Origin of the sequence: Salinicoccus roseus, assembly GCF_003814515.1 — a bacterium.
GTDB classification, from domain to species: Bacteria; Bacillota; Bacilli; order Staphylococcales; family Salinicoccaceae; genus Salinicoccus; species Salinicoccus roseus.
The window spans coordinates 84,308-97,105 of sequence record NZ_RKQJ01000002.1 but is presented as its reverse complement, the minus strand read 5'-3'; the positions used below and the strand labels follow the sequence as shown (position 1 = coordinate 97,105).

General features: G+C 50.6%; 10 protein-coding genes. 1 reads left to right on the top strand and 9 read right to left on the bottom strand.

Annotated elements, in window-relative coordinates; all coding sequences use genetic code 11:
* Positions 1-15: 15 nt before the first annotated feature.
* The 9 genes from EDC33_RS07610 to EDC33_RS07570 form a co-directional block, all read right to left on the bottom strand.
* Positions 16-531 carry a hypothetical protein gene (locus EDC33_RS07610; protein WP_124010723.1) on the bottom strand — a complete coding sequence of 172 codons (516 nt, stop codon included), beginning with the start codon at positions 529-531 and terminating at the stop codon, positions 16-18.
* An 80-nt stretch (positions 532-611) separates the two neighbouring features.
* A complete protein-coding gene (locus tag EDC33_RS07605) occupies positions 612-860 on the bottom strand; it encodes a DUF5683 domain-containing protein (RefSeq protein ID WP_040106005.1) in 249 nt (82 codons plus the stop codon).
* Positions 861-902: 42 nt separating this feature from the next.
* Positions 903-3,545, bottom strand: coding sequence for an MMPL family transporter (locus EDC33_RS07600; RefSeq protein ID WP_124010722.1), 2,643 nt, complete (start codon positions 3,543-3,545; stop codon positions 903-905).
* Positions 3,529-4,023, bottom strand: coding sequence for a MarR family transcriptional regulator (locus tag EDC33_RS07595; RefSeq protein WP_229716713.1), 495 nt, complete (start codon positions 4,021-4,023; stop codon positions 3,529-3,531). The genes EDC33_RS07600 and EDC33_RS07595 overlap by 17 nt, the downstream gene beginning before the upstream one ends.
* Positions 4,024-4,164: 141 nt before the next feature.
* Entirely contained in the window at positions 4,165-6,159 is a 1,995-nt protein-coding gene (locus EDC33_RS07590; RefSeq protein ID WP_040106003.1) for a catalase, read from the bottom strand.
* A gap of 153 nt (positions 6,160-6,312) precedes the next feature.
* On the bottom strand, positions 6,313-7,419 hold the full coding sequence (locus tag EDC33_RS07585) for a mannitol-1-phosphate 5-dehydrogenase (RefSeq protein WP_124010721.1): 1,107 nt from the start codon (positions 7,417-7,419) through the stop codon (positions 6,313-6,315).
* Between the two features lies 1 nt (position 7,420).
* On the bottom strand, positions 7,421-7,846 hold the full coding sequence (locus tag EDC33_RS07580) for a PTS mannitol transporter subunit IIA (RefSeq protein WP_094906342.1): 426 nt from the start codon (positions 7,844-7,846) through the stop codon (positions 7,421-7,423).
* A gap of 16 nt (positions 7,847-7,862) precedes the next feature.
* Positions 7,863-9,860, bottom strand: coding sequence for a BglG family transcription antiterminator (locus EDC33_RS07575; RefSeq protein ID WP_124010720.1), 1,998 nt, complete (start codon positions 9,858-9,860; stop codon positions 7,863-7,865).
* 24 nt (positions 9,861-9,884) lie between these two features.
* Positions 9,885-11,666 carry a PTS mannitol transporter subunit IIBC gene (locus EDC33_RS07570; protein WP_094906344.1) on the bottom strand — a complete coding sequence of 594 codons (1,782 nt, stop codon included), beginning with the start codon at positions 11,664-11,666 and terminating at the stop codon, positions 9,885-9,887.
* Between the two features lie 169 nt (positions 11,667-11,835).
* On the opposite strand from EDC33_RS07570, the gene EDC33_RS07565 reads away from it, so the two are divergent.
* The gene (locus EDC33_RS07565) at positions 11,836-12,753 is read left to right on the top strand and encodes a hypothetical protein (RefSeq protein WP_124010719.1); all 918 of its coding nucleotides are present in this window, start codon (positions 11,836-11,838) and stop codon (positions 12,751-12,753) included.
* Positions 12,754-12,798 lie beyond the last annotated feature (45 nt).

Sequence of the window (12,798 nt, the reverse complement as noted above, 5' to 3'; positions counted from 1 at the left end):
AGGACCTTTTTGTGGTTAAATGCTCTTATCCGCTTCGCCTGTTTCGTCGACGATGCCAAATGCATCTTCTTCCAGTTTACGGTTGTAGAGGAAGAGGATGATGATGGCCGCGATGCCTGCAGTCACAAAGTTCAAGAGGGCAAGCAGTGCAGCGACGCCGAGGTTCTTCGTATATGCCTTGAAGAGGCCCAGGAAGGCGATGGATTCCATCAGTACATAGCTGATTGCGATGTCACCGATGGACAACCCCATGATATAGATGACGATGCCGACGATGGCGAACACGAGACCTATTGTCTTGGGGTTGAATTGGCCACGCTCCGTTATATGGCCATCATACATCTGTCCACCAAGGTAGAATGTACCGAAGGGTACGAAGCCCAGTAATGGGATGTCGAGATTCTTCTTCTCTGCAACGCGGAACAGGAAATACCCCTGAAGCAGCCATTTGACGATGCCAAGCAGGAAAAAGAAGATTGCCAGCAATATGCCGATGATGGCGAGGCCTGCAAAAAGACCGAAAATTTCCATACGTAATCACATCCTTCAGTGAAATTATACCATATACCGATATCGGTATAAAAGAAAAGCAGGCCATGGGCCTGCTTTATTTATCTGCCATATCTCCGGTAGTTTCTGGCGTTTATCTTTTCGGCACTACGGTATGCATCAATGACGGCATACAGCCATACGATTGGCAGGAACACGTAGCCGATAAGGATTATAGTCAGGGCTCCGTTGATCACCTGCAACAGGATGATGAAGACCCCTTTTAGGATCTGCCCATTATAGATCTGGCCGAGACCGTTGATCAGGGCGCTCAATACTGCTGCAACACCTGAACTTTTTTGTGACGGCATATATTCACTCCTCAATTATTCTTAACTTTTATTATTTACCCGTTATTCCTTGTCCCTAAACTTATGCTCACGTTCTCTGCCGCCCGGCATCCTGAATGGCCACCAGTTGCCGCGGCCGAATGTGATTACGAAGGCCGGCACGAGAAGCGGCAGTACGATGAAGGCATAGAATAGCAGGGCGAAGATGATGATGCTTGCGACCTGGATCAGAATGATCATGCCGGATGGCAGCAGCGCGGCAAACGTACCGGACAGGATGATGACTGCAGTGATGACGACACCACCCATGCGTCTGATGGACTGTTCAATGGCATCGCGTATACTGCGTCCGGTCAGTTCCTCCCTGAACCGGTCTATGATGAATATGGAGTAGTCGATGCCGAGTGCCGCGAATATGATCAGACTGAAGAATGGCACAGCCCAGTTCAATTCACCGTAGCCGAAGAATCCAAGCAGCCATTGTGTGATGGTGACGGAGGCGAAATAGGTGATGAATATGGAACTGATCATTGAAATCGGCAGGATCAGGGATCTGAAGATGATGGCAAGGATGACGAACAGTGTCAGTATGAATATCGTTACGACACGATTGTAGTCATCATTGGAAATCTGGTTCAGGTCCCGGTTCATGCTTGTTACACCTGAGAAGTAGGATTCTGTGGATTCCCGGTCGAGACGCTGAAGTTCCCCGTCGACCGTCTCTTCAATCTCATTCAGTGTCGCCATGGCTTCATGGCTGTATGGGTCATCAGCCAGAATGACGTTCATGATCAATGCTTCATTATCGCCGAATGCATACTGATCGGCAGCATCCTGGATGTCATCGTTGTCTATGAAGGACTGCGGCACGTGTATGCCGGTCTGGTCGACGGCTTCGTTTTCGCTGATCTCACCAAGTAGGGTGGACACTTCTTCGAGTCCATCCTGAATCTCATCGATGCCTTCGGCGGAATCGCGCAATCCATTGGAGAGCTCCGTCAGCTGCTCGTTGGCGGCTGTCTGCTGCTCATTCATCTGTGTATTGGCGGCTGCGACTTCCCCGGAAAGGGTGGTCAACCCTTCCTGAACTTGTGACAGCTGCTGGGCAGCGCCTTCAACATCTCCGGTCTGTGTCATGTACTCGGTGATCTGGCCGATATTGCCGTTGATTTCATCGATGCCGGATTCGAGTTCGGAAAGGTCTCCCCCTCCCATGTCATTATTGGCAAGGCTGTCGCTCGCATCAGTCAGTCCTTCTGATATGTCACTCAGCCCGTCCTGCATATCAGCAATGCCTTCATTGGCCTGTTCAAGCTGATTGCGGACACCAAGATCTTCAATCTCTTCACCTGCCGGACGTGTGATGGTCTGCACTTCCTGTACACCTTCAAGGCTTGAGACTGTGGAAGCCACGGCATCAAGTCTTGAGAGGCTTTCCTGGGTCAGCAGATCATCACCGTTCGAGACGATGACCCGGACAGGGAAGAGCTGGCCTTCATCGAAGTTCTCACTGACGACGTTGGTGGCATGTACTGCAGAGTACTCATTGTCCAGTTCCTCGATGGAATCGAAGTTCACTTCGTCATCATAGAAGAGCGCGACTGCTATCAGTATGGCGAAGATGGAGAAGATGATGCGTGTCGGATATTTCAATGAGAAGATGCCGAGCGGCGTCCACAGCCTGCTTTCCTTGAATTCCGTCTTCTTGATGTTCGGCCAGAATATGTACTTGCCGAGCAGGTGCATGAGGGCGGGAAGCAGGGTGAAGAGCGACAGCAGCAGGAAGACGACACCAAGTGCCACGCCGACTGCCGAGCGGTATATCTCGAAGTTTGCAAAGTAGAGTACACCGAATACGATCGCACCTGAAAGTCCGCTGATGAAGACCGTCTTGCCGCCGGTGGAGAAGGTGCGGATGATAGCATCGTACTTGTCGTGATGCTCGAGCTCCTCCTTGAAGCGGTTGAGCAGCAGTATACAGTAGTCGGTCCCGATGCCGAACAGGATGACGATCAGGAAACTCTGGGTCTGTGGCGAGATCGGAAACCCGAACCATTCCACAAACCAGGCAACGAACGACTGTCCGATCAGATAGGCCACACCGACTACCGCTACAGGTATGAAAGGTGTGACGATGGAGCGGAACATGAGCAGCAGTACTGCTACGACGATGATCACAGTAAACATTTCAGTGGACTGGATGCCTTCCATGGCATCCTGCTCCACCGTATTCTGGATCAGTTCATTGGAAGTCATGGAAGTGTCGGCTTCGGTCGGATTCATCTCCTCGATGGAATCTGCGACACCACCGATGTCATTGACCGGACCGACATAGTCCATTGGAATCATGATCACGCCATTCCCATCGTTGATGAAGTTTTCCTGCACATCATCTTCAAAATCGAATGGGTTGATGACATTTTCAACACCTTCCACCGATTCTATCTCATCGATGTATGAAACGATGTCGGATTCATGTGGCATGACCTCGCCATCGAATTCCAGCACAAGCGACATTGTTTCCTTGTCCTGATCGTATTCTTCAAGGAACTGCCGTGCCTGTTCACTTGGAGAATCATCGGACAGCTGGACGTCCCCCTTCTCTGCAGCCAACTGGGTAAGGTTTGGAGCAAGGATATAGGTTGTTACGGCAAAGATCAGCATCAATGCTGTAATCGGCCATTTGAACTTAAGAATGTGTTTCATCGTCTATACCTCCAGGTATGTATTTCAATATTGTAAGTGTGGCATCGTGCAGGGTGCGTGATTCTTCCCGGGACAGCTCCCCGACATCTTCACTGATCTTTTTAAGTATGTTGTCCATGAACTCCTCGAGGAGTTCCTCAGCCTCCCGGGTCATATAGATCAGTTTGGAGCGCCGGTCATTTGTAAGTTCATTCTGCTTGACCGTCACCAGATTCTTCTTTTCAAGCTTTTTGATTGTATGTGTGACGGCACTCCTCTGCACATTCATCTCTGAGGCAAGCGCAGAGGGTGTTGCATGGCCTTTGAGGTAGATATATTTGATGATGTCCATCTGGGTCTTCGAAATATGCATGCGCGCAACGGAATCCGTCACGTCACTGAAGACCTTCGTATAGCCATAGCCATATATATCCCTCAAGTTATGTACGATGTCATTTTCCCTTTTCATATTATCGATCCCCGCCTGATTGTTGAGCATGCTCAACTAATTGAAACATTCCATATTCTATCACGCAGGAAGAGTGGGGTCAAAAGATAACCTGTGACAGTTTTGTAAATGATGCAGCATGGACAAATGGCAACAAAAAACCCCTCCTGAGTAGGAGGGGAGTACTTGATGCTATCTGTCCCAGACCCTGTGGCCTTTGACCGCTTCGAGGAAGCCGTCGAGGTCCTTTTCAATGTCTGCGACACCTTTGTCGTCCTTGGTGAAGGAGAGCATATCGAATATGTCGCCGGAATCAATGCCGTATCCGATCGCCTTCTTATGTTTATACGCAATTTCCAGGTTTTCGATAACCGGTGCAGGCGGCTTTTCTTCACCTTTCAATAGGATCATTGAATCGAAGAGTACACAGTGTACGGTATCGAATGTTTCATCCAGGGTGATGTCCCCGATCTTATATATCTTATCAGATATGAAAGTAACCTGCAGACCCTGTTCTTCGAGCTTGGATTTCGTTTCCTTCAATGTCTGCTCGGCGACATCCGGTGTCAGCATTACACCGACTGTGCGGGTTTCCAGGGAGAACTCGGTATTCTCCATGCTGAGGGCAGGGGAGCGTTTGGAGTAGGTGGACTCCTCCACTTCCGATGGTGCTTCCACACCGACCCTGTCGGCGACATACTCCGTCATATCACGGTCGATTTTGTTCAGCAGTTTGTATATGGCGTTCTCACGGATTTCCATATCACATTTGCCCAGTTCGAAGCTTAAGGCATCATATATATGCTGCCTTTCAGTCTCGGACATCGAATTCAGGAAAAGTTTGGCTTGGCTGAAGTGGTCTTTGAAGCTGTCGCTTCTGGCACGGACTTTTCTGCCTTCGACCTTTTCGCTGTAATGCTCATATCCACCTTTTTCCGGAGCCAGAGGTTCTGGCTGATTATTGTTTATCGTATTATTGGAATAGGATGTTTCGCCTTTATGGATGTACATCTGGTTGTAGCCATCGCGCTGGTTGTTGGCGAATGGACATACCGGGCGGTTGATTGGAATCTGGTGGAAGTTCGGCCCGCCGAGACGGATCAGCTGGGTGTCCGTATAGGAGAAAAGTCTGCCCTGCAGCAATGGATCATTACTGAAGTCGATGCCGGGAACGACATGTCCTGGGTGGAACGCAACCTGCTCAGTCTCCGCGAAGTAGTTGTCCACGTTCTGATTCAATGTCATTTTGCCGACGATCTGTACAGGCACTTCCTCTTCAGGCCACAGTTTGGTCGGATCCAGGATATCGAATTCCATTTCGAATTCATCTTCTTCTGGAATGACCTGCAGTCCAAGTTCGAATTCTGCAGGGATGCCTTTTTCGATGTTCTGCCACAGTTCCATGCGGTTGAAGTCAATATTCTTACCATTGATCATCTGTGCCTCATCCCATAGTACCTGATGGGTACCGAATTTCGGCTTCCAGTGGAATTTGACGAAGTGGCTTTTGCCCTCTGCATTGACCAGTCTGAACGTATGGACGCCGAAACCTTCCATCATGGCAAGGCTTCTTGGAATGGCGCGGTCACTCATCAGCCACATGACCATATGAGCACTTTCGGTATTCTCCGATACCCAGTCCCAGAAGGTGTTGTGGGCGGAAGCCGCCTGTGGGATTTCATTATGTGGTTCAGGCTTTACGGCATGGACGAAGTCGGGGAACTTGATTGCGTCCTGCATGAAGAACACCGGCATGTTGTTGGCCACGAGGTCGAAGTTGCCTTCTTCTGTATAGAATTTCGTTGCGAAGCCACGCACATCACGCGGGATATCCATGGAACCGCGGTTGCCGGCTACTGTGGAAAAACGTGTGAACACAGGAGTCTTCTTGCCGGGTTCGGTGAGGAACTTGGCACGCGTGTATTTTTCCAATGATTCATACACTTCAAACTCACCATGTACCGCAAATCCACGTGCATGGACGATACGCTCGGGAATCCGCTCATGGTCGAAGTGGGTCATCTTTTCACGGAAATGGAAGTCCTCCATCAGTGTGGGGCCGCGTTCACCGGCCTTGAGAGAAAACTCATCTTCGCTCACGGGTAACCCCTGGTTCGTGGTCAAAGGTGCTTCCTTCGTATTGTCGATCGTATCCCTTTGGTTCAGTTCATCTTTTTTCCTGGACATTAGAAAACCTCCTGGTAATTTAGACTCTATAGGAGTTTTACCCGGCTTCCTTCCACAAATAACACAAATATCGAAAAATTTAATGTTTTTGCCATATGAATTGTATGTATGTGACATGGAAATGCCCCGGCTTACTGAGCCGGGGCATCCATATCAGATTTTTACTTCAATCTCTTCCAGTAATTCTTTTTCCAGGCCGCTGTGTTCGGAAAGGAAATGCGTCATGCCCTTCCCGGAGATGATCTGGTTCATCTCCACCTGTTCAGGGTCGTCCTCGTTGTCGAATTTCAGGGCATGGACAACCAGTTCCGACAAGGCATCGTGGTCGTGCCCGTTTTCATGCAGATACACGAGCGGTTTGATGATGCGGTCGTTCGGGCCAAGCTTCCTGAGCACGCCCCGGCCGACACGGTCGAGATCATCGGAGAGGTATGGGTTTTTGAATCTGCCGATGATCTTGTCGATATACTGTGACTGCTCTGCCTGCGTAAAGTCATAGTTTTCTGTGAGGTAGAGGGTCGTTTCGTTGAGCACATTCCTCAGGAAGACGACAACCTCGTCATCCTGCATTGCTTCCGAAACGCTCGTGTAACCGAGCGTCTTTCCGTAATAGGCGATGGCGGCGTGTCCTGTATTTACGGTGAACAGCTTCCTTTCGATATAGGGCATGAGGTCGGGTACATAGTTCACGCCATCGAGTTTATCGTCCCCCATCCAATTGTCGGCTTCGATGACCCATTCGTAGAAGGGTTCGACTTTCACATCAAGGATGTTTTCATTCTTCTGCATCGGGACGATGCGGTCCACTGCAGAGTTCGGGAATCCGATGTTCGTGAAGGCGTGGGTACCGACTTCAGCAGCAATGGCGGCTTTCAGCGTATCTGTGGCAAGCACGGCATTTTCACATGCGATGATGTTGAGAAGCTTCCCTTCACTGCGCTTTTCCAGGTGGGGCGCGATGGTTTTTGCGATGATCGGCAGGATGTTGACACCGACCGCTGTCGTAATGATGTCCGCTTCCGCTATAGCCTGGGCCAGGTTCTCTGCATCCTTTGCAGTGTTGATTCCGGCCACTCCGCTGATTTCATAGGCGCCGCCATTCTCTTCGGCGATGTGCACAGTATATTTCCCATCCCTGTTCAGCGCATCTATGATCTCCTCATTGACGTCTGCGAATGTGATTTCATATCCGTTATCATGCAGTACTTTGCCGATGAACCCACGGCCGATGTTTCCGGCACCAAAATGAACGGCTTTCATATCATATCTCCTCATTTTCAAAGAGTGCGATGATTTCATCGGCAGAAGAGGCATTGATGACCTGCTCGGCGTTTTCTTCTTCCGAGAAGAGCACTGCTATTTTTTGGAGCATATCAAGATGTTCGTTGTCCTTGCCGGCAATGCCGAGTACGACCTTGGCTTCATTCCCATCAAAGTCGACACCGCCCGGCACCTGTACGAGGGAGAGGCCGCTCTCGATGACGGAGGTCTTTCCCTCGTCTGTGCCGTGGGGGATCGCCAGACCATTCCCCATGAAGGTGGAGACGACCTTCTCCCGCTCCAGCATGGAATCGATGTAGGCCTCCTCGACGGCGCCCTGCTGTACGAGCAGCCTGCCGGCCATTTCGATTGCTTCCTCCTTCGATCCTGCAGTCTGGTCCATTAGAATGTTTTCCTTCTTCAACATGATGATCATTTCCTTTCTATTTATAGATTGTCCGTATCTGGTTCTTGATTACTTCGTCCATTATTTGAGGCTCTTCGAACAGTTTCTGGATATTCATGTGGTGCTCGCCGAACAGTACACTCAGCTCGCTGATCGTCTCGACTGCGAGTGTAGCTTCAGGCACAAGCAATACGATCTGGTGGTTGACGATCACCTCGTCCCCAAGGTGGTTCCTATCCTCTATACCTCCGCGATTGTGGATGAAAACCATCTGGTGGTGTCTGATGAGCGGAGATCTGACATGGGGATAGGAGAATCCATCTTCTCCAATGATGAAGCCTGTTGCTTCAAACCGTTCCTTCATCTGTCGGAGGATCCGGTGGATGTCTTCCTCTTCAATGGTCGTTTCCGAAGACAGGGCATCACGGACGGAGGAGAGGGCATCTGTATGGTGGTTTTGCTCAATGAAGGTGCGGTTGAGGTAGAGTTCCGAAACCTGGATGACGCGGTCAGGATTGACTTCTGCCATTGTGATGGTCCCCGCCGTTTTTGGAAGCGGGGCGGCATCCATGTGGCCAATCGCTTCTGAAATCTTCTTTTCGTCATTGGCATCAAGCAGGGGACTGACGAGTATATAGTTTTCAAGGTCGAGCGGCACTGTGCTCAACACCAGTTCGCCTTCATGGATATCCGTATCCCCGATTTCGGATATCGAGAGTTCCTGACGTATGAATATATTGTTGAATCTGCTCTTCAGCTGGTTCGCCAGGATCCGGCTTGTACCAATTCCGCTGGAGCAGACCGTCGTCACTTCAATCCTTGGATTGGCATGGAGGATGCCGCCGAAGTGAATGGTCAGGAAACCGATCTCCGATTCATTGAGGTTCTCCACTTTAAAGTGCTGGCGGAAGCATTCACCGACGATTTCGAACAGTGAGGGATAGCTTTCCTTTATCGAATCGAGCAAAGGATTGGCGGTGATGATGCCGGAGTCCATCCGATGGAGCGTGGGTTCGATGTGCAGTATCAGTCCCTCCTTGAGCTCAGGATAGGCATAGAAGGGATAGTTCATCCTCTGGCTCACCGAATCTATGAATGCACTGGTCAGCAGCTCTATGGAATAATCCTCATCAGCTTCCCGGGACTTTCTTCTGCTGCCCCGGAGGTGCATGCAGATGAAATAGACCTCCTCTTCCGGGAATCTGATGGAAAATTCTTCTTCCAGCTTTTTCGTAAGAGCAAGCGATACTTCGAACTCCTGGGTATTCCACAGCTCATCTTTCAGGGACTGTTTGATTGAGATGCTTTGTGAATGTTCAGTACGGTCGATGGCGAGCACGATATGCAGCGTCAGATTCAAGTACGCATTTTCAGTCAGCTGATAGGGCAGCACCTCCAGCTCGTCCATGAGCAGACGCTCCACCTTGAAGATGGTGTCGGCCTCGAGCAGTTCCATGATGTTGCTGTTTACGAGGGAGGTGAAGACGAAGTTGTTCTCGATGACAGAGTAGATGCTGTTCGAGTTGAGCTCATTGACCATCATGTCGGCCAGGAAATTCTGTTTATTCAGTCCGTCTCCGACGAGCTGTATACCGATGGCGCGTGTCTTCCTGATTTCAAGGCCCGACGCCCCAAGGGGTGCAGTCATCTGTTCGATCAGCTCATCTACCTTGTGCTCGCTCACCCCGAGTTCCACGGCGAGGGCACTCTTCTTGAGGCCTTCCGGATTCAGCATCAGATTATAGATGAGTGCTACCTTCTTCTCTTCATTGCTCAAATCCTTGGCCGCATGCGTATTGATGAAAGTGGTGAGTGCATCGATGTCATCCGGGCCAAGTTCGAGCTTTACGCCTTTTCTGTACTCCCTGACCAGTTCCATGCCGAGCTGGCCAAGCGTATCGGTGACGTTCTTCAGTTCCCGGTGGATGGTCCTTGAGGACACCCCCAGGGTGTCTGCGAGTTCCTTGATGAGCAGAAAGGCGCCATTATGATAGATGAGCTCGTTGATGATTTTTTTCTCCCGAGAACTGATCATAATGGTACCTCCTTGTATTCATCCCTATTTCTGATGTTTCTTGAGTTCTTCCGTCAGTTCATCATACTTCGGACTGTTGAGGAAGTTGTCGACCGAGATGTGCTTGGCCTCCGGTACTTTGCTTTCGGCTCTTTCGGTCAGCGTCTTCTGTGTGATGATGATGTCTTCATCGCCCTTCAGCTGGTTGATGGCGGAATTCGTGACATCGATGTCGAGTCCTTCTTTCTTGAACTTATTCTTCAACATACCCGCACCCATGGCACTTGAACCCATGCCGGCATCGCAGGCGAAGACGATCTTGTCGACTTGACTGTAGTCGAACGCTGCATCAGATGCTTCTGCACTGTCCGTTACAGCACCTTTCTGTTCCCTTTTGAGCTCTTCGGTCAATTCGTCATATTTCGGGCTGTTCAGGAAGTTGTCGACCGAGATATGCTTGGCAGTAGGTACTTTGCTTTCGGCCCTTTCAGTCAATTTCTCCTGTGTGATGATGATGTCCTCATCGCCCTTCAGCTGGTTGATGGCGGAATTCGTGACATCGATGTCGAGCCCTTCTTTTTTGAACTTATTCTTCAGCATGCCGGCGCCCATGGCACTTGAACCCATGCCGGCGTCACAGGCGAACACGATTTTGTCCACCTTGCTGTAGTCGAACGCTGCAGCTTCTGCAGTTTCCGTCTCAGCAGCCTCAGCCTGTGTCAGGGAGCCTGCAACGGAAGATTTCCTGCCTTTGGTCGCTTCCATCTTCTCCGTCGCTCCGACAATGTCATCGTCGGGCTGGCGTGTGAATTTCAGAATGAGTGAAGCTACGATGAAGGATACGAGTGCGGCTGCGAATACGCCGAGGAACATGATCAGATGTTCGCCCCTTGGCGTCATGGCGAAGTAGGCGATGATGCTGCCAGGTGCCGGAGGACCGGATAGACCGAAACCGAACAGACTGAAGGTGAAGATGCCTGTGGCGCCACCGAGTATTGCGGCGACGACGAGCAGCGGTTTCATGAGGATGTACGGGAAGTAGATCTCATGGATACCACCGACGAACTGGATGATGGCAGCACCCGGTGCAGTGGCACGTGCAGTCCCCTTGCCGAAGACCATATAGGCGACCAGGATGCCGAGGCCGGGACCGGGGTTGGATTCGAGCGTGAACAGGATGGAACGTCCTGCTTCCTGGACCTCTTCTGTGGCCAGCGGTGTCAGAACACCATGGTTGATGGCATTGTTCAGGAATACGACTTTGGCCGGCTCGATGAATATGCTCGCCAATGGCAGGAGGCCCGCTTCAACGACGATGTCGACGAGCCTTCCGAGCATGTTCGTCAGCCAGGATACGACAGGGCCAAGACCATAGAAGCCGAACAGCGCGAGCAGGAAGGCCAGGATGCCGGCAGAGAAGTTATTGACGAGCATCTCAAGCCCTTGGCGGATGCGCGGTACGAGCGCCCGGTCGACCTGTTTGATCAGATAGCCGCCGAGCGGCCCCATGATCATGGCGCCGAGGAGCATCGGGGAGTCGGGGAATGCTGTGATGATACCCATCGTTGCAGTCGAACCGACGACTCCGCCCCGGACGTCGTGGACGAGCTTACCACCGGTGTAGGCGATGAGCAGCGGCAGGAGGTACGTGATCATCGGGCCGACCATGCCGGCGAGGTCTTCATTTGGCAGCCAACCGGCTTCAATGAATAGTGCGGTAATCAGACCCCAGGCGATGAAGGCGGCGATATTCGGCATGATCATGCTGCTCAGGAACGAGCCGAATGCCTGGACCTTACGGGAGAATCCTTTCTTTTCTTCGGACATAAGTGTCACCCCTTGTGAATATTTAGTGTAATTCAATGATAATCCTAAAAGTGAGCGCTTACAATATAAACAAAAAGCGGGTTTGTCACGCAATGTGTGACAAAACACATGTTATGGATTAAAAGACAGGCTGCGTGGTGGTATACTGGAAGAAAAAGGAGGACATTTCATGTTCGATTATCAGGCAAAATATAAAAGGAATGGCACAGGCTCTCATATGAAAACGTTCTGGCTGACAGTGCTCGCAATTATACTGATGTATGCGGCCGGTCTTCTGTTCTTTCTGGTGATGTTGCTGCCAGCTTCATTCATCGACAGTGGCATCATCATTCTATGGATTTTTGCGGTTGGATTCCTTTTCCTGCTTGCAGGAATCTTCCTGTTATATCCCTTCAGCGTAGGGGTGCTGCACTATTATGCCTGCACCTATCTTGGGCGTGAGTTCGGTTTCCGGGAAGCATTCAAAGTGTTCACAAATGGCAGATACAGCAAAGTGATCAAGCTGGGGCTGCTTGTACTGGTCGCCTATTTCGTAATTTCTTTTCTACTCGGCCTCCTCATGCAGATTATACTGATGGCGATCAACACGCCGCTGATCACGCTGGCGGAGACATTGGAGCAGGGGAGTGGATTGTCGGGCACCCAGGTTGGTCTGGTCATCGGAGTGGTCCTGCTCAATTTCCTGGTGGTGATGCTTTCATACATCCCTTATATACTGATCGCCATCTACATGTTCCTTGTCTATATGGCCTATGTCGACCAGCCGCTCATTCCCACAACCGATAAATTCAAAGTGGCATGGGATGTCATGTTCCGCAGTGGGGAGCGCATATGGAAGCTGCTCTTCAGCAATTTCCTGCTCTGGCTGATCCCGCTCGCCATCTACCTCATATTCATCATGGCAGCGATAATGCTCGGCATTTTCGTAAATGAATTCGCCTTCCCCATACTCATGGTGACAGGGGCGCTCCTGATGGTTGCAGTATATGCCGTGGTGATGTACTTCATGGTCGGCAGCATCACCGCATACTATTTCAAGGGCCGTGATACACTCGACCGTGAATACCGCCGGGTACACCAAGCGTGAATCCCGGACGAAGATTGAAACAGCTGTTTCAATCTTATTTTTTGT

Bases quoted from the DNA above. Each gene is read 5' to 3' on its own strand.
- EDC33_RS07610 (WP_124010723.1), bottom strand. From the start codon at position 531: ATGGAAATTTTCGGTCTTTTTGCAGGCCTCGCCATCATCGGCATATTG.
- EDC33_RS07605 (WP_040106005.1), bottom strand. From the start codon at position 860: ATGCCGTCACAAAAAAGTTCAGGTGTTGCAGCAGTATTGAGCGCCCTG.
- EDC33_RS07600 (WP_124010722.1), bottom strand. From the start codon at position 3,545: ATGAAACACATTCTTAAGTTCAAATGGCCGATTACAGCATTGATGCTG.
- EDC33_RS07595 (WP_229716713.1), bottom strand. From the start codon at position 4,023: ATGCTCAACAATCAGGCGGGGATCGATAATATGAAAAGGGAAAATGAC.
- EDC33_RS07590 (WP_040106003.1), bottom strand. From the start codon at position 6,159: ATGTCCAGGAAAAAAGATGAACTGAACCAAAGGGATACGATCGACAAT.
- EDC33_RS07585 (WP_124010721.1), bottom strand. From the start codon at position 7,419: ATGAAAGCCGTTCATTTTGGTGCCGGAAACATCGGCCGTGGGTTCATC.
- EDC33_RS07580 (WP_094906342.1), bottom strand. From the start codon at position 7,846: ATGTTGAAGAAGGAAAACATTCTAATGGACCAGACTGCAGGATCGAAG.
- EDC33_RS07575 (WP_124010720.1), bottom strand. From the start codon at position 9,860: ATGATCAGTTCTCGGGAGAAAAAAATCATCAACGAGCTCATCTATCAT.
- EDC33_RS07570 (WP_094906344.1), bottom strand. From the start codon at position 11,666: ATGTCCGAAGAAAAGAAAGGATTCTCCCGTAAGGTCCAGGCATTCGGC.
- EDC33_RS07565 (WP_124010719.1), top strand. From the start codon at position 11,836: ATGTTCGATTATCAGGCAAAATATAAAAGGAATGGCACAGGCTCTCAT.